This is a genomic window from Lysinibacillus sp. G01H, from assembly GCF_028872195.1.
Classification (GTDB): domain Bacteria; phylum Bacillota; class Bacilli; order Bacillales_A; family Planococcaceae; genus Lysinibacillus; species Lysinibacillus capsici.
This window is the reverse complement of sequence record NZ_CP118397.1, coordinates 1,433,008-1,450,325: the sequence shown is the minus strand read 5'-3', so window position 1 is coordinate 1,450,325 and position 17,318 is coordinate 1,433,008. Positions and strand designations below refer to the sequence as shown.

General features: G+C 38.3%; 19 protein-coding genes. 8 read left to right on the top strand and 11 right to left on the bottom strand.

Annotation, left to right across the window (positions count from 1 at the left end; translation table 11 throughout):
* Nucleotides 1-73: 73 nt before the first annotated feature.
* Both PSR12_RS07025 and PSR12_RS07020 read right to left on the bottom strand, forming a co-directional pair.
* Nucleotides 74-1,516, bottom strand: coding sequence for a RecQ family ATP-dependent DNA helicase (locus tag PSR12_RS07025; protein WP_221680591.1), 1,443 nt, complete (start codon nt 1,514-1,516; stop codon nt 74-76).
* Nucleotides 1,517-2,548: a YpbB family protein gene (locus PSR12_RS07020; RefSeq protein ID WP_257521444.1), complete on the bottom strand. Its 1,032-nt coding sequence runs from the start codon at nt 2,546-2,548 to the stop codon at nt 1,517-1,519.
* A 106-nt stretch (nt 2,549-2,654) separates the two neighbouring features.
* Here PSR12_RS07020 and PSR12_RS07015 point away from each other — a divergent pair, with 106 nt between their 5' ends.
* The 3 genes from PSR12_RS07015 to PSR12_RS07005 all read left to right on the top strand — a co-directional run bounded on the left by PSR12_RS07015 (nt 2,655) and on the right by PSR12_RS07005 (nt 4,580).
* A complete protein-coding gene (locus PSR12_RS07015; protein WP_004232564.1) occupies nt 2,655-2,903 on the top strand; it encodes a ferredoxin in 249 nt (82 codons plus the stop codon).
* A 136-nt stretch (nt 2,904-3,039) separates the two neighbouring features.
* Nucleotides 3,040-3,633, top strand: a complete 594-nt coding sequence (locus tag PSR12_RS07010; protein WP_221680589.1) for a hypothetical protein — start codon at nt 3,040-3,042, stop codon at nt 3,631-3,633.
* A gap of 164 nt (nt 3,634-3,797) precedes the next feature.
* Nucleotides 3,798-4,580, top strand: a complete 783-nt coding sequence (locus tag PSR12_RS07005; protein ID WP_004232559.1) for an enoyl-ACP reductase FabI — start codon at nt 3,798-3,800, stop codon at nt 4,578-4,580.
* Nucleotides 4,581-4,632: 52 nt separating this feature from the next.
* Here the strand turns inward: PSR12_RS07005 and PSR12_RS07000 are convergent, their stop codons facing one another.
* A complete protein-coding gene (locus tag PSR12_RS07000; RefSeq protein WP_221680588.1) occupies nt 4,633-5,361 on the bottom strand; it encodes a sulfite exporter TauE/SafE family protein in 729 nt (242 codons plus the stop codon).
* 14 nt (nt 5,362-5,375) lie between these two features.
* Nucleotides 5,376-6,575, bottom strand: coding sequence for an MFS transporter (locus PSR12_RS06995; protein WP_221680587.1), 1,200 nt, complete (start codon nt 6,573-6,575; stop codon nt 5,376-5,378).
* 299 nt (nt 6,576-6,874) lie between these two features.
* On the opposite strand from PSR12_RS06995, the gene PSR12_RS06990 reads away from it, so the two are divergent.
* Entirely contained in the window at nt 6,875-7,699 is an 825-nt protein-coding gene (locus tag PSR12_RS06990) for a methyl-accepting chemotaxis protein (protein WP_004232551.1), read from the top strand.
* A 17-nt stretch (nt 7,700-7,716) separates the two neighbouring features.
* Nucleotides 7,717-8,262 (top strand): GNAT family N-acetyltransferase, encoded by a 546-nt coding sequence (locus PSR12_RS06985; protein WP_221680586.1) that lies wholly within the window; start codon nt 7,717-7,719, stop codon nt 8,260-8,262.
* Between the two features lie 163 nt (nt 8,263-8,425).
* Here PSR12_RS06985 and PSR12_RS06980 read toward each other — a convergent pair whose 3' ends face one another.
* Together PSR12_RS06980 and PSR12_RS06975 are read right to left on the bottom strand one after the other, a co-directional pair.
* A complete protein-coding gene (locus PSR12_RS06980) occupies nt 8,426-9,970 on the bottom strand; it encodes a flotillin lipid rafts scaffold protein FloT (RefSeq protein WP_004232547.1) in 1,545 nt (514 codons plus the stop codon).
* A gap of 15 nt (nt 9,971-9,985) precedes the next feature.
* Complete coding sequence (locus PSR12_RS06975; protein WP_274772251.1) at nt 9,986-10,516, bottom strand: NfeD family membrane protein; 531 nt, start codon at nt 10,514-10,516, stop codon at nt 9,986-9,988.
* A 154-nt stretch (nt 10,517-10,670) separates the two neighbouring features.
* On the opposite strand from PSR12_RS06975, the gene PSR12_RS06970 reads away from it, so the two are divergent.
* Nucleotides 10,671-11,048, top strand: coding sequence for a hypothetical protein (locus PSR12_RS06970; RefSeq protein WP_221680585.1), 378 nt, complete (start codon nt 10,671-10,673; stop codon nt 11,046-11,048).
* Between the two features lie 147 nt (nt 11,049-11,195).
* Here PSR12_RS06970 and PSR12_RS06965 read toward each other — a convergent pair whose 3' ends face one another.
* The 5 genes from PSR12_RS06965 to PSR12_RS06945 all read right to left on the bottom strand — a co-directional run bounded on the left by PSR12_RS06965 (nt 11,196) and on the right by PSR12_RS06945 (nt 16,261).
* Entirely contained in the window at nt 11,196-11,930 is a 735-nt protein-coding gene (locus PSR12_RS06965) for a hypothetical protein (protein ID WP_221680584.1), read from the bottom strand.
* Between the two features lie 317 nt (nt 11,931-12,247).
* Nucleotides 12,248-13,039, bottom strand: a complete 792-nt coding sequence (locus PSR12_RS06960; RefSeq protein ID WP_274772248.1) for a GNAT family N-acetyltransferase — start codon at nt 13,037-13,039, stop codon at nt 12,248-12,250.
* The gene (gene abc-f / locus PSR12_RS06955; protein WP_274772246.1) at nt 13,032-14,831 is read right to left on the bottom strand and encodes a ribosomal protection-like ABC-F family protein; all 1,800 of its coding nucleotides are present in this window, start codon (nt 14,829-14,831) and stop codon (nt 13,032-13,034) included. Before abc-f ends, PSR12_RS06960 begins: the two co-directional genes overlap by 8 nt.
* A 104-nt stretch (nt 14,832-14,935) precedes the next feature.
* A complete protein-coding gene (locus PSR12_RS06950) occupies nt 14,936-15,076 on the bottom strand; it encodes an RAxF-45 family protein (RefSeq protein ID WP_004232534.1) in 141 nt (46 codons plus the stop codon).
* 156 nt (nt 15,077-15,232) lie between these two features.
* Nucleotides 15,233-16,261 (bottom strand): AbrB family transcriptional regulator, encoded by a 1,029-nt coding sequence (locus PSR12_RS06945; protein ID WP_274772242.1) that lies wholly within the window; start codon nt 16,259-16,261, stop codon nt 15,233-15,235.
* Between the two features lie 204 nt (nt 16,262-16,465).
* Here PSR12_RS06945 and PSR12_RS06940 point away from each other — a divergent pair, with 204 nt between their 5' ends.
* Nucleotides 16,466-16,915: a LytTR family DNA-binding domain-containing protein gene (locus PSR12_RS06940; protein ID WP_221680580.1), complete on the top strand. Its 450-nt coding sequence runs from the start codon at nt 16,466-16,468 to the stop codon at nt 16,913-16,915.
* Nucleotide 16,916: 1 nt separating this feature from the next.
* Nucleotides 16,917-17,318, top strand: coding sequence for a DUF3021 domain-containing protein (locus PSR12_RS06935; RefSeq protein ID WP_221680579.1), 402 nt, complete (start codon nt 16,917-16,919; stop codon nt 17,316-17,318).

Sequence of the window (17,318 nt, the reverse complement as noted above, 5' to 3'; positions counted from 1 at the left end):
AACCTTACTACGCTTTCTATCATCTCTATTATGACGAATTTTAAGAAAAAAGTAAATGACCGTCAGTTTTAGTCTAATTACCCATTAATAGTTGTTGCAATCGACTTTCCCACGTTGCCATTTCTACTTTTTTTTTCTCTTTTAAGCGTACTTTCTTGATTACATCATAATGGATTCCACAATTTTCACAACAGTTTTCCGGCTTTTTCTGCAATTTTTGCCCAAAATACCCGACTAAATGTTCACGAATACAGTCTTTTGTCTGTATGATTTGAAGCATTTCATTCACTGCATTGTATTTCTCTAGTGCTAAATGATTTAATCGGACCTTCACTTGTTCCGAAGACTCTCGCTGCAGCCAATAGTCTAACACACGGAAGGCTGTCTCACTTAACTCCCCATTTTTCAGCATTTGGATTGGCTGTATTTGCTGAGATAGCAGCTCCTGATAGCGGTCAACATGATGTAAAGTTGGTAAATCGCCTGTCACAACAAATTTAGCCAGCTCCTCATCACCTTCAGCATACAGTAAAATAGCAAGTGCAGAATGACCATCCCGTCCTGCACGTCCAATTTCCTGCATATAATTCGCTATATTGGCAGGCATTGATTCATGAATGACCTGCCGTATATCAAGCTTATTAATGCCCATGCCAAAAGCATTTGTTGCAACAATCCAATCAAGTTCACCAGCTATAAATTGCTGTTGAATAAATTGACGGTCCTCCACCCCATAGCCAGCATGATACGCAGCAACACGAACGCCCGCTTGTAATAAGGCTTCGCTATATTGTTGCGCCCGTTTACGTGAGGAAACATATAAAATACCAGGTCCTGCCGTTTCCGTAACATGGCGCATGAGCCATCTAGCTTTATCAGCCTTATCCTCCACTACTACACGACCAAGATGAATATTCGGGCGGTCAACATTATACATAAACTCGAATGGAGCTTTGAGAGATAGAGTTTCCCATATATCTCGAACAACCTTCTTTGTTGCTGTAGCAGATAATGCCAAAATTGGCGGACGATTTTCTCTCGATAGCCAGTCACCTATTCGTAAATAATCTGGTCGAAAATCAAAGCCCCATTGTGAGATACAATGTGCCTCATCTACTACGATTAAACCTAGCTTCATCTGCGTCAGTTTCTCTTGTACCTGTTGCTGGAGCAGCATCTCTGGGGAAGTAAAAATAAAACGATATTGCTCTAAATAATGTAATACATAACGTTTCTCTGTTAGCGATAAAAAGGAATTTAAAGCTACCACCCTTTTTTCCCCAAAACGCTTCAGCTCTTCTACTTGATCCTGCATTAATGAGAGTAATGGTGAAACAATTAGTACAGGCTTATCTAGTGTATAGGCTGGTAGCTGGTAGCAGAGTGATTTTCCCATTCCCGTTGGCAATAACGCAATAACATCTTGTTCTTGCAGTAAGGCCTCAATGACTTCTTTCTGTCCTGGTCGAAATGATGAATAACCAAAATGCTTATACAATAATTGTTCAAGTTCCATTTATACTTCTCCTTTCGCAAGGACAAGCCTTAATTGAAAATAGCTCATATCGTTTAAAGCTTCATGTAATATTTTCAATTTTTTTGTTTGATACTGCTTCGATGCCTGCCACACTTTTTGAGCTTCATCATAGGAGACGAATGGGCCAATAGAAAAGTTCGGTTCATACATAGCTAATTCCACAAAATGATCCTCAATTGTACTTTGCTTTAGTTTTCTCACATGAACAATTTGCTCCATCGAATAACCTTGTTCATATAATTGTGCGGTTTGTTGTGCAGAATCTGTTAGCAATATTTTAACTTTTAATCCTTCTGCCACATGCCCTAGTAATGGGTAATCATCGATTTTTGGATGCACTTCATTTAATAATATATGTAGGGTTTCAATAAAAGCTAATTGACTATCCATTACAGTTTCCTTCCGTTCATCTGCAAGTTGTTGCCATGTCCATCCTGGTAATTGATAACCACTTAAACGATACAGAACAAGCTGTTTGCTTGCATCTGACACAGGGAGAATAGTTAGCAAATGATTACATTCTGTCAATAATTGCTGCTGTAAATGACCTTCCTTATAGTGATGTGCCTGTAAAAAAGTTCGCACCCACGCTTGAATCATTGTATCTCTACTAATCGGTGAAAAGGTACGAACAGCTGCAGCTTGATGTGACAAACTTTGTACAATGAGAGAGAGCCTCGAAAAAAACACATGCTCATTTCCCCGATAGTGCCAACCATCAAAGAAAAAGGGTGGCGTTTGTTGTGCATGTTGTAATCCTAGCGTTTCCATGTAAAAATGACCAGATTCCTGCACATTTAACCAACTATTCTGCACAAATAAGTTTACAGCTTCATCAAATGTAGTACGAGATAGTTTTGGCAATAGGCCAAAATATTGATGCAGTTGAAAAAGGCCAATATCTTGAATCGTCTGGCCTGAACGCTTCCCTCTTAGGACATGATAGGCAGCCGAAATCGTCCGCTCTTTATTGAGTTTTTGAAAGATTTGCAATAAAATTTGATGAAACATTGACGCAAATTCCTCCAATTTAATAGTATTTAAGTTGAAATGTAAGATAAACATCTTTAAAATGAGTATGAAGCTTTATAGGAACATCGTTAAAGGAGAGAATAAAATGGCTAAATACACAATAGTTGATAAAGATACATGCATCGCTTGTGGCGCATGTGGAGCCGCAGCGCCAGACATTTATGATTATGATGATGAAGGCATTGCCTTCGTTATTTTAGATGATAACATGGGAACTGCTGAAGTTCCAGAGGATCTATTGGAAGATATGCAAGACGCTTTTGAAGGTTGTCCAACAGACTCTATCAAAGTAGCAGATGAAACATTCGATGGTGACTCATTAAAATTTGAATAGTCTTCAATTGATGTATATCTTAAAAGGCATCCTTTAGGGGATGCCTTCTTATTGATTAAAAAATTGCTATCTTTTGCATCAAGATAATAGGTATATGGTCCATTGCTATACATACCAATCTATTGGAGGAATGTGAATGTTTGAGCAGTTACAAGTTGAGCATAGTTTATTTTATATTGATCAAGACCATATGAATAGATTTAAAAATCTTGCTGCAAAGTGGCAATCAATATTTCCCGATGTTTGTGCGAAATGTTTGAATACTGTGGACGCATGGGCAAACGTGTTAAATAACTGGGTTTTCTTAAAATCGCAGCAGACCGATGAGCTCATTCTCAATCCCTCTAAAGCCATCTATTATTCCATCAATACATTCTTATTAGATGAGCTTCAAAAAATTCAGATAATTCAAAAAATAAAAGAGTGTGAGAATGATGATTTTCAGTATTTTGCGGCCTTCCACTTAGGAAATGCCATCGATTTATGGGTGTACAAAACACTTGAAAAAAGTGCAGAATCTGATTTGTTAAAACCACAAAACCGAATACCTTATTATCTTGCCTTTTTAGACGATGATTTTCAAACTGACAATGCTTTATTCCATAAAAATCAAACAAGAGCAATCAAAATATTGGCACAGGTCATTCGGTCACAAAATTGCTTTCGAATCACTGTCAGTAGTGCTGTTAATCGAGCAGTAGATTTGTATGATCATTGTGTAACAAAATAAAATAGCATACTTTTCAATTCGTCTCTACTGCAAAGAGATGAATTTTTTTTGCTCCCTAAACTACTTCTCTTTTCATCTTGTTATTGCAACGATATTTTATGTATGATAAGATTTTAGTAGTTGGTACTAATAACAGATATTATCTCACAAAGGAGTTCTTCATAATGATGGATAATTTATTACAATTAAAAGATAAGAACATTGTTGTCATGGGCGTAGCAAATGATCGCAGTATTGCTTGGGGCATTGCAAAACGTTTATTTGACGTTGGTGCAAATGTCATCTTTACGTATCGTCAAGAACGCTCATTAAAAAAATTACAAAAACAATTAGAAAATATCGGACAATCCGATTCTCTTGTTGTTCAATGTGATGTGAATAGTGACGACAGCACAAAAGCAGCCTTTGAAGAAATCGGCTCAAAGGTTGGCGTTATTCATGGGATTGTCCATTCAGTGGCTTTTGCGCATGCAGAAGATTTACACAACCGCTTCCTTGAAACAACTCGAGAAGGCTATGCATTCGCACAAGATACAAGCGCCTATTCACTTATTTCCACAGCAAAAGCAGCTCATCCATACATGACAGAGGGTGGCTCTATCGTTACGATGAGTTACTTAGGTGCAGAACGAGTACTTGATGGCTACAATGTGATGGGCGTTGCAAAAGCTGCATTAGAGGCTTCTATGCGCTACCTTGCTGCTGATATTGGCCAAGATAATATTCGCGTCAATGCTATCTCAGCTGGTGCTATTCGTACACTTGCTGCAAAAGGTGTTCCTTCCTTTAACACAATTTTACACAAAATTGAAGAAACAGCTCCTTTAAAACGTAATGTTCAACAAGATGAAGTAGCAGATATGACGATTGTTATGCTATCTCACCTATCACGTGGTGTGACTGGTGAGACGATCTACATCGACGCTGGCTACAATATTATGGGTTAACAATAAAGAAGTATGGGAGGATGTATCATCCTTCCATACTTCTTTTTGTTGTTTATAGCATTGACCATAAACTTTGGATCAACAAAATTAAGCCTGCTGCTACTAATAGAAAATAAATTAAGATTTTAAACAATTTTTGATTTAATCGAGTAAATAGCATTTGTCCAAAAATAAGTCCTAAGAAAACTATTGGCAAAGCATACATACTATATACCCAAACCATTTTACTTGTACCCTCAAAAATGACTTGAGAAAGTAAGCTAATAAGATAGATAAATATATAGTAGGCTAGTGAAACAGCTCTAATGGTTTCTTTATTTCTATGTGTGCTCGCAAAATAGAGCAACAGTGGTGGTCCAGCCATCCCAATACTTGTTGTGAACATTCCTGATATAAAACCAACGCCATAATCTCTACTCCTTGTTTGTTGAATAGAGAGATTTTTAATCAACAGAATCGTAAGCCCTATAAGAAGGATGGCGATGAGCAGCTTAAATGTCGTCACATCGACTAAGGCAAAGAGTATACTACCAAAAGGAGCACCTACAACACTACCGATCATCACCTTTTTAAGCAACGCTACATCAATATCATGTCTCACCTTCCATATGAGAGAAAACGAAATAACAAGGGACAGTATTATATTTATTTGCATCGCCTCTTGTGGTGTAAAAAGCAACAGTAAAAAAGGCGTAGCCATAACGGAAAAGCCAAAACCTGTACTGGTTTGTAAAATAGAAGCTGCTAGGATAATGAAAAAGTATAAAAATAATTCCTGCAAAATGACACCTCACATCATGTTGTGATACGTTGTCTAACAATGAATCTTTTTAATAAAAATGATAGGACACAAGCAATGAATAAAAACAGAGCAATCATCACGATAACACCCATCCACCCATATTTCATCCAAAAAACGCCTCCTACCGTTCCTCCAACACTTGAACCAAAATAATAGAAAAATAAATAGAGAGAAGATGCTTGAGCTTTATCGTGTGATGCTCGTTTGCTCACCCAGCCACTTGCGATTGAATGAGCTGCAAAAAAGCCAAAGGTAAAAACTGTTATCCCTATAACCTTTAAAGTAAGGAGCCCATTGAGCGTTACTATAGCTCCAGCTAACATAATGGCAATGGCCAGTAAAAGCATTCGTTGGCGACCAAAACGATCGGCTAAACTGCCAAACCATGCTGAGCTAAATGTCCCAACTAAATAAATGACAAATATCCAACCTACAATTGTGGCACTTAAATTATAGGGAGGCGCCATTAGTTTAAAGCCAATATAATTATAGAGTGTGACAAAGCTTCCCATTAAAAGAAACCCCATCCCATAAAGACACAGCATAGAAGGATCTCTTAAATGTTGCAGTAGGGTTTTGGTTAATGCTTTTAATTGTAAAGGTCGCGCGCTGAAATGTTTGGAGCTTGGTAACATCCAGACAAACAACAAACTAACTAGCAGGCTGATTCCTCCTAGTACTATCATGCCTGTATGCCAGTTATAATGGTCCGTTAAGGTACCAATAATAACGCGGCCACTAAGTCCCCCTACTGAATTACCGCTAATATATAAGCCCATAGCAACCCCTAAGCTTGCTGGTTCCATTTCTTCTCCCAAATAAGCCATAGCGATTGCAGGTAAACCAGCAAAAACGATGCCTTGTACAACACGCAAAACTAAAATTGTTTCAAAGTTAGGTGAAAATGCAAGAGCTAGGGTCAGGACAGAAGCGGCAAAAATAGAAATCGTCATCAATGATTTTCTTCCCCATGCTTCTGATAACGAACTGACAATGATTAAACTCACCGCTAATGCAAAGGTAGTTACCGAAAGAGATAAACTTGCTACAGCTGGTGAGACGTCAAATGCTTCTGAAAACGTTGGTAGTAATGGCTGCGTTACATATAGGTTAGCAAACGTAATAAAGCCTGCTAAAAATAAGGCCCAATTCGCTTTATGAAACGCCCTCGTACCCTTTTGTATATAGTCCATGAAACTCTCTCCTTAGCTTCTTCCACATGCTACTATTATTCTAATACAATATTTCGCAAAACACACGTCTCCTTGTCAAATTTCAGACAAAAAGACCCACATTTCCACCTATGAATCACAAAAAATAATTGACAAATAAAAGCATATCAAATTTGTATAAACGTCTTTTAATAAAAAAATAAATAGTTATTTTGACTTGGCAAATATTGTGCTACAGTAAAAGTAATCATCTAGAACCATTGTCACAATGAAGATAGATGACACAACCATTTTCATTGACGAGACTTGGAGGAATTTTTATGAAAATTATTGAAGCTTTAGCCCTCGCAACACCTTATATTCATCTAGCATTAAAGCAAGAAGCCATTGTAGCTGTTGTTGAAAAGGAAAGTGAAACAGTCGTTAAATATTTAGCAGGTAAACGTGTGGATTCCGGCTACCATGATGGACAAAAAGTTAACGCCAATGACCAAAATGTTTTCATCGCCTTTAATGGACAAAATGCAGATGTGGTGATACCAGAGGATGTTTATGGTGTAGCAATCAATGCTTTTTCATTCCCCATTCGTGAAAATGGTCAAGTAGTAGGCGCATTAGCTTTTGGCTTACCAATAGATAATGAGCTCAAACTTGAAGATTATATGGCTACGATGGATAAGATCGTCAACAGTCTACAGGATAAAGTACATACAATCGCTTCCCATTCTGAGGAATTAGCGGCCACTAGTGAGGAAATTAATAAGCAAGCACAGCATGCCCTAGAAGACTCTGAAAAAACAAATGCCGTGACAGATTTAATTAAAAGTATATCTCGCCAAACTAATTTACTAGGTTTAAATGCATCCATCGAGGCTGCACGTGCTGGACAGCATGGCGCTGGCTTTAATATTGTGGCACAAGAAGTTCGAAAACTGTCCTTTGAGACATCTAGTGCTACCGAAAATATAGAATCATCATTACGAAATATCAATAGAAATCTTGATAATCTCAAGCAAAATATGGGACAAATCAATGATGCAACAAATGAGCAAGCACAGCTCGTACAGGATTTCAGCGAAATTATAGAAGAATTAACTTTACTTAGCCGAGAAATGAAAGGCTTTATGCACAATGCATTAAAATAAAAATGAGGTGAACAATAATGCAGATTACCATGAACCAAGATTTAGTTTTACGGATGATCACACCTGAGGATGCAGAGAAGGTTTTTGCATTAACGGATGCCTCGAGGGAATATCTGAAAGAATGGCTACCATGGCTGGATTTCACGAAAGAACTGGCGGATACAAAAGCCTATATTGATGGCTGTATTAAGGGGCATGAAGCGAACAGTAGCCTCTCCCTGGTCATTCTCTTTAAAAATGAAATTGTTGGCATTGCAGGCTTTAACGCGATTAACCCGAGCAATAAAATAGGCACTATTGGCTATTGGTTGAGCGAAGGAGCACAAGGGCATGGCATCATGACGAAAACAGTAAAAGCTTTATTACAATATGCCTTTGAAACATTGAAGCTTCATAAGGTTGAAATTCGTGTTGCTGAAGCCAACCACAAAAGTCGCGCAATCCCAGAACGTCTTGGTTTCATGCAAGAAGGAACCATTCGAGCTGCAGAATGGCTCTACGATCATTATGTAAATCACGTTATTTATGGCATGCTTGTAAGTGAATGGCAGCAACAACAATAAAAAAAGAGGCTGGGACATAACTCGATTATATTGAAAAACAATAAAAATGAATATTAACTTTTCCACTTCAAGCAGTTAAATATGCCTTCCTAAATCAAAAAAATGTTAGACCAATTATATCTTGGTCTAACATTTTTTCTTTTTGTCCCAGCCTCGTTTTTTGTTAGGATTGTTCCACCGCTTCTTTCGTTTCTTCAGGTGCCTGCTTTTTTTCAAGGCCTAAAGCAATCTGCTCTAATTCTGGACGCAATGTGTGCTTCCCAGCATAGCTCTCGATCAGCTCTTTTACATCAAGACCAGAAGTTTCCTTTAATGTTTCTTGAAGTGTAGACATTAAATTGGTTGCATAAGACGTCACCTTATTTGCTCCGCTACCTTCTCCACCACCAGTATCGACCACTGTAATCTTATCGATATTGCCAAGTGGGCTTGCAAGCTCTTTTGCATACTCTGGCATCATGCGCACAACCATATCCAGCACAGCTGCTTGACCATAGTATTCAAAGGCTTCGGCAATCTTACGTTTAGCTTCAGCTTCCGCCAGACCGCGTAAACGAATGATATCAGCCTCCGTTTCCCCTTGTGCTCGCTCTGCATCTGCTTTGGCAAGACCATCCAAACGAATCTTCTCTGCCTCTGCTTTTGCTAATGATTCAATACGATATTTTTCCGCATCAGCCTGTGCAAGCTCACGCATTTTTTCGGCTGCGGCATTTTGCTCCACTGCATAGCGATCTGCATCTGCTTTCTTTTTAACCTCAGAGTCATATTGCTTTTCTCTACGTAAAATCTCTTTTTCTTCTAATTCAATTTGCTTTTGACGCTCGATAATGCGAATTTGCATTTCTTGCTCCGTTACTTCCTGCTTAGCACGAGCAGTTTCAAGCTCATATGCTTGGTCAGCACGCGCTTTAGCAATATCCTGCTCACGTCGGAACTCAGCTACTTTTAATTGATTTTCTTTTTCTGCTTCTGCAATTTCCGTCGCACGCTCTAGTTCTGCCTTTTGTGCTTCCTTAGACGCTTCTGCACGTTTAATACGTGTTTCTTTCTCTGCATCTGCTGTCGCAATATCAGCATCTCGCTTTACCTGTGCGATTCTCGGTTTCCCTAGTGAGTCTAAGTAGCCATTTTTATCTCGTACATCCTTGATCGTGAAGGATACAATGACAAGACCCATCTTTGCTAAATCTTGTGAAGCAACACGTTGAACTTCCTGTGAGAATTTATCGCGATTTTTGTAGATTTCTTCAACCGTCATAGACCCTAAAATGGAACGTAAATGACCTTCTAATACTTCACGTGCTTCCCCTTCGCGCTCCGCTTTTTGCTTTCCTAAAAACTGCTCTGCTGCTGTCGCAATTTCTGAAATGGAACCGCCAATTTTAATAATGGCTGTACCGTCTGCCATAACAGGAACACCTTGCTCTGTATATACCTCAGGCGTTGTCACTTCTAGTTTACTAGAAAGTAAGCTTAACGGCTGTGCTTGTTGGAAAATAGGGAATACAAATGTACCGCCCCCACGTATGATTTTAATGCGATTTCCCGACTCATCCTTATGTACATTTTTAGAGCCGAGATAGCTACCTGTCACAATCAGTGCTTCATCAGGACCCGCCGTACGATACTTTGTCACATATAAGCCGACTAGGGCAATTAATACAAATGCTACAATTCCTAAAACAATTAAGATATCGGTTGACATAGACATATCTCTCCTTTAAACAAATTTTTTCTCGTACGTTCTAACAAAAAGTGTTCCGTCCTTCACATCCACAACAAGAACCGTTTCATCATAGTCAATGGCTTCATTATCATAGCCCGTTGCCCGTTTTGAAATCATGCCACTTGTCGTTTCGATAACAACCTCGCCAAAACCATCTACTGGAATTGGCACAATAACTCTTCCTAATTGCCCGCCTAGCGATTCCTCTGTGTAAGCTAAAGAAACATCAGCGGAACGTAGTGGAACGAGAACAAATAAATAAAAGATAGAACTTAAAATAGCACCGATGATACATGCAGCAATAATGTTCCAAACGCTAGAGAACAAGGCTAGTTTTTCTAAAATAAAACCTGCTGCTGACATCAACGTAATGAAAGATAGAATGACACTCGGATTAAAAATGGGTAGTCCTTCCCCAATACCTTCGACTGCATCACCAAAAAACATAACCAATACTGTGGCAAGGCCAGCGAAAATCAAAACCACCAAAAAGATCTGCTCGAGTGAATAGCCAAATAGCGTCAAGTTGCTCACCCCTTTTCATCATATTACCTACTATACGGATGTACCTCAGGAAAAGTTTCAAAATTTTTCAAACTCTTCTTTAAAGTATTATTTTTTGCTTTCATTAGAACCATGTTACAATAGAAAAGTATTCTGACAACTAAGGAGAAACGGCATGAAGCTTTCGACAATCTTAAATTTTGTAATTCTAGTATTTTTCACGTTATTATTCGTTAATGATTTCTTCCCTGATACAGCTATTGCTGCGATGCTGACTAAAAAAATAATATTGCTTATATTAGTTGTGCTTGTCATCATTCAGCTAGCCTTCGACAAGGGTAGATATAAAAAATTATCAAAAAAGGCTTATATCGGATTAACATTGTATACAGTTGGATTATGGATTGTTTTAACATTACTTGGCGGTCAATCACAAATTGGCCTATCGTTCACAAGTCCTCTATTCTATATTATTGTTGTGCTGCTTGGATTGGATTTAATCCGCCTTTCACGCCAAACTAAGCGGGATCAAACAGAGGAGAAAGCGAAGTAAAGCATAGCTATCCGTCAATCTTACGAAGCTATCCACCACTTTCGCACTGCTAACCGCTACATTCACAGCACTAACCGTCACTTTTGTCCTTCTATCCGACAACAACATAAAAAGCATGTCTCTGATTTTGACAGAGACATGCTTTTCTTATGATTCTAATACATTTAAAATGGCATCCAGTTCATGGACAGCTAGATCTAAGCGTTCCTTCGCTTCGATATTTTGCTGTTTTAAGTGACTAAACTCTAGTAAATTTTTCTCATGCTTTAACTTAATAGAAGATAAACGTTCGATTCGTGCTTCTACTTTTTCTATTGCTTGCTCACAGACTGTTGTCCATAGCTTTTCTGATTGTTGCATTTCCGTAGTAGATGGGTTGTGCTGACGCATAATTCGTGCGTAAACCATTTCTATTTGTTCAATTAGCTCCGAATAAAAATGGCGCTCGACGCGTGTTGTTTGGAATGTTGGATGCTCTACCTCTTTGGCATATGGCGTTATTTGACGAAGTAGCTTGCCAGCATTTTCTCCAAAAGCATGGGATAAATTCAAGACATTCATTAATTGCAATAATAAGCGTATTTCTTCTAGATTAATAAGTTGAGAATCGATGCTTTCCTTTAACTTTAATGACTCCATGTAGCGTCGATCAAAATGTTCAATTTCACCGTTGCGCTGCTCTACTAAATGGACACTTGCATTGTCTTTCAAGCTTTTAATATAGCGAATGGCATGGTTTTTTAGCTCCTCTTTTGACAGCAAGTTATCATTGTCTTGTTGTGGTTTTCCTCGTTGAACATACGCAAATGCATCCATTTTTTTGGGCCATTGTGCTGCTGGGGTTTCATCTGAGACATTATAGCGTATATAAATTCCGTGCATTTCATATCCTCCAAGTCCATTAAACAAGTATCTCTAAAGACAATAAATCGAATACGGCATTTTTTCAAGTAAAAAACTTTTAATAATTGAAAATCCTTCTTTTTAACAATAAAACAAAAATCCCGAATAGTCGATACTATTCAGGATTTTACTAGTTTTCATTTATTCCTACTTATCCTTTAACACCTATCCACCTGCTCCAACTAAGCCATGTATAGTTGCATCTCGCAAATTCATATCAAAGCGATAGATGACAATGGATAAACAATGCTGTTAACTGAGACCTGAGGAATTTGGCGAGCTTTATGTGTAGCTATTTAAGCCTGTTGGCGGATGTCTTGAATGCTCTTCCCTTCTGTAAACGCATGAATCGATGCTATGGAGCCAACTGATTTAAAATTTGCCTTTTCATAGACTTTGGCAACCTGTTCACTAATCGGTAATATCCAAAGATCGTCCAATCCCAGCTTGACTGATTGCTGTTGGATATACTGCAGCATATAGCCAATTAAACCACGACCACGATAGCTTTCAGTGGTTGCTACACTTTCAATCCTTCCTTGATTTCCTGACACAAAAATAGTTGCTGAGCAGCACGCCACCCCATCTAGTCTTAGTAGATAATACGTAAAATGTGACGAATGATAGGTTTGCTCAAATGCCTTTTTTATTAATGAAGGCTCCCCAAATGCAGAAATACTCATTTCTACTGCTAATGCTTCCTCCATATTTGCATCCGTTACACGCTCAATTTGAATGGCAGGGTTAGGTGGAAGTATCGCATATTCACCGTCCCAATATTGAATTTCATTGACAAAATGCTCATATTGAAAGCCATGCATCTCTAATGCCTCTATACATAGCTGATTTTCTTCCAGATTATATAAATAAATCCGCGGAATCAGAGACTTTGATTGGTAGAAATCTTTGATGTCTTGTAAAAATAAATCAGGTTGTTCAATCTTTCTCCAAATCTGTGCATGATTTGCATCATAATAGGATGGGATAGCCTGATTATAAAATAAGATCCCCTCCCTACAAACCTCCACTTTACTGAAACTCTTCACATACTCTATATCAAGCTGCATAATGCGTTCTAAATTAAACATGCTCTGTGCCTCCTTCTAACCATCTTTCATATAAATTTTCTAATTGAAGTTCAAGCTTCTGCCGCTGTTCTTTAGCAAGCGATGGTTGTTGTAGTTTTGTCTCTAATTTTTCAATTTGCTGTTCAATCGGTAATTCTTTTTTAGGTGGCTGCGTTTTATGGGCTGGTTGTTTTTCAATCGTTTTCATTGCAAGTTCCTGTCGTTTTTCTCTAGCCCACTCATAATCTCCCTCAAAAACCTGAATAGCCTGGTTTTCAATCCACGCTGTTTTCGTAAAAATTTTCTGTAAGAAATAGCGGTCATGTGAAACTCCAATAATCGTGCCTTCAAAGGATTCTAGTGTCTCTTCCAATACTTCTCTTGCTTCAATATCTAAATGGTTCGTTGGCTCATCTAAGATTAAGACATTGATATCCTCATGCATTAATTGTGCTAAACGAAGACGCATTTTTTCTCCACCACTTAAGTCCTTCACTTTTTTAAAAACATCATAGCCATAGAACAAAAATCGTGCGAGTATATGGCGAGCTTCCGCCTCAGACACGGCGACACTTTCACGAAAGGCATCGATTAATCGAATAGCAGGATTTGGATGTTCAAATTGCTGGGAAAGGTAGCCAAATTTCACATTGCTTCCAATCTGACACATTCCCTGATTAGGAATGATTTCCCCTAACATCATTTTTAATAATGTAGATTTTCCACTACCATTGCCCCCAACAATTGCTAATCTTTCGCCAAAATAAATAGCTAGATTGCTGTCCTTCAATAAAGGCTTATCAAAGCCATGATCAATGGCTTGCAATAGCACAACCTCTTTACCACTGCGTTCAGCCATCGTTAACGCTAAATTCATTTTCTTTTTAGTGAGGGGCTTCTTTACTCGCTCGATACGTGCTAATGCTTTTTCCATACTCTTAGCACGTCGATGCATCGATGCGTTTGGTGGATTCGCCTCATTTGCCCACTGCTTTAATCGTTTAATTGTTTCTTGCATCTTTTTAATTTTCTTTTGCTGCTCTTCATAATTTGCAAACTGTTGCTCAATTTTTGCTTCTTTTTGTGCTATAAAAGCATCATAATGGCCGTTATACGTAAAAGCCTCCCCATCCTCAATTTCAATAATCTTATGGGCTACTTGATTCATGAATTGACGATCATGGGATACGACAATGACAATCCCCTCAAAGTTTCGCACATAATGTTCAAGCCACTCAATGGCTTGCATATCCAGATGGTTAGTTGGTTCATCCAATAACAAAATAGAGGGCTTTTTCAATAAAATTTGTCCAAGCATAACCTTTGTTTTTTCCCCACCACTTAAACTACTAAATGGCTGCGCTAGCATATCTGAAATACCCAGTCCATTTGCAATCATTGCCAGCTGCGCATCTACTTCATAGCCCCCTAATAGCATAAATTGCTCCTGCAATTGTCCATATTGCAGTAATATTTTATCCGTGACCGTCGACTGCATCTCTTGCTCAAGTGCCGTCATTTTTGCCTTTATTGCATAAATATCCGCAAATGCTTCCTCCAGCACTTCTTTCACAGCATGTAGTGGATAATGTGGAATCTGATGTAAATAGCCAATCGTCGCTTCTTTACTTTTAATTATTCGTCCCTTGTCAGGTATCTCTACCCCTGCAAGCAGTTGTAATAAAGTCGTTTTACCACTGCCATTTACACCAACAATCGCCACGTGTTCGCCACTATTTACCTCTAGCTGTAAGTTCTCGAATAATATATTTCCACCCATAATTTTTTGGATTTGTTCAGCTTTCATTTGCATCGTTTTTTCCTCCAATGAAACGTGCGAAAACATCTTTAGAACACAAAAAAGACTGCTCATTAACAAGCAGTCCTCTTCTCAATTAAATGTGTGAAAAAGAATGGTTAATTCGCTACGTTTGTTATTTGATTTTGCTTAAAAATGGACAGACCTATCCCGTTGTTCGCAAAATCGAAAGTAATCACACGTGCAAAATACATAGCCGTATCCACTTTTACACATGTTTTCGTAGCGTTTTTATTCATTCCTTCTCACCTCCGTTCATAGTAGTTATGGCTATCATAACATTATTCGGATTATTTGGAAAGGGAAATTTTAACGTTCGTTTATCATTATTCAAAAGTTCTATTTGATCGAAATTCGCACAAAGAAAAACATAAGAGATTGATTCGTAGCCCCCCTCATGTTTTCACTTTTTTCACAAACATTTTTACCACAGGCACCAGGAAAATCGAGACAACTAGTACACGAAAAAGCTGAAAGGCCGTGACAATCGTGACATTTGCATGGACCGAAGCGGCAATAATCCCCATTTGATCAAGACCACCAGGAACAATACTTAAAAAGCTTGTCCTAAAATCAAGGCTGTACAACGCTGCCATCACAAATGTTAAACCATAGGCTGCCCCTATAAAAATGCCCGCTGAAACAAACGCATAAAAGATATGCTTCTTCGATAAATGTAAATCCTCTTTTTTCAATAATAATCCGATATAAATTCCTAGCATGAGTTGAGCAATATGCAGAAGTGATAATGGTATTTTTGGTACTTCTATCCCTGCCATATTAACGCCCATTAGTAAAAACACTGGGCCTAGCATATAGCCTGTTGGAATTTTTAGCTTTTGTGCTAGCCACCCTGCGCAACCACATACCACAAGTATGCCAACAAGGTTCCATGTGTATGTTCCATCAATCATAGAACTGTTGCCACCTGCTCCTGCCACCATTAAAGGAACAAAGCCAACGATTAAAAGAACGCGGAGGATTTGAAAGAAAGTGATGACCACCATATCCATCTCTTGTTGCTCTTCCGCAAATGCCACAACCTGTGACATCCCCCCAGGAACACAGCACGTTAAGGCAGTCGCAAAATCCAAATCTGTACGCTTGGCAACAAGGAAACTTACCGCAAAAAATAATAAAATAAATATGATATTTAACACGACCATGCTTCCTAAGAAAAGCTTGATGTCCTGTACAGCTTCTGGTGTAAAGGCATAGCCGATAGAATAACCCGCTACGACTAAACCAAAATTGCGGAAAGAATGATGCCATTTTAATTGGACATTGGTGGATAGCTGCACGATGAGCACCGCTGTAATCGCTCCTAACAGCCAAGGCATCGGTATATGGAAAAATTGAAAAACTACAGCACCTATTAAACCAATGCATAATGTGATGAACATATGCTTATCAAAAATAAACATGGTAGCAACCCCTTCAACTCGATAAGCCTATTATGACCTTTATAAACCGCTTTTTCTACTGGACCGACTTTTGAGCTGTTTGCTATCGTTGAAAAAGAACCTGTTATCCAACAAATAAAACCTCTTATCGAACAATTTATCCTTGCTAAAATTTTCTATGCTACATTAGTAATACCTGATTCAGCGTTTTTAAGGAGGCCTCCTATGAAAATTCATTTAACCATCAATCATGAGCTCGAGGAAACTGAGGTTCATATTCATGTCAAGGAATATAATGAGCAAATTGAAAGATTGATGAGACAGCTTCAAACATCCCAAACTACGATGCTAGATGGGTATGACCAACAAGAAATTCATCTCTTAAAAATTTCCGATATTTATTCCATTTACGCAGAGGATGCCAAAGTATTTTTACAGACAGATGAGCAAGAGTTTGAGTCCAAGCGAAAATTATATGAGCTTGAGGCTCAGCTAGCCAAAGATTTTGTGCGCGTGAGTAAGTCTACACTCGTCAATATCCATAAAATATCCTCTATTCAAATGGGCAAAATCGGCACTACACAGCTATTACTTGAAAATGACGTAGCCATTCATGTCAGCCGAAAATATTTAAAAGAATTAAAGAGACACTTAGGTATTGGGAGGGATTCATAGCATGAAGTATTTACGTATGATGATTATCGGTCTACTCATTTCCCTTAGCTCTTCTTATGTCTTAGTGACGTTTAGCCTCCTATCAAATAATGCGGTGGCGTCAGGAACAGAATTATTGGAGCAAATTGTTATCGCGGCCATTCTTGGTATTGCCATTGGTTTGCTATCCGTCATTTTTGATATGGAGCAATTGCCTTTTACAGTTCAGATTCTTCTACACTTAGTAGCGGTGACAGCATGTGTATTAACAGCAGGCTATTTTGGTAGTTGGTTTGATTCAGGTGTATGGTATGTACTTATTGCGGAAGCCATTATTTACTTGATTGTTTGGTGTATTCTATATGTTTTTCAATTAAATGATATTGAAAAAATCAATAAAGAAATTCAAAAGAGAAGGGATTAA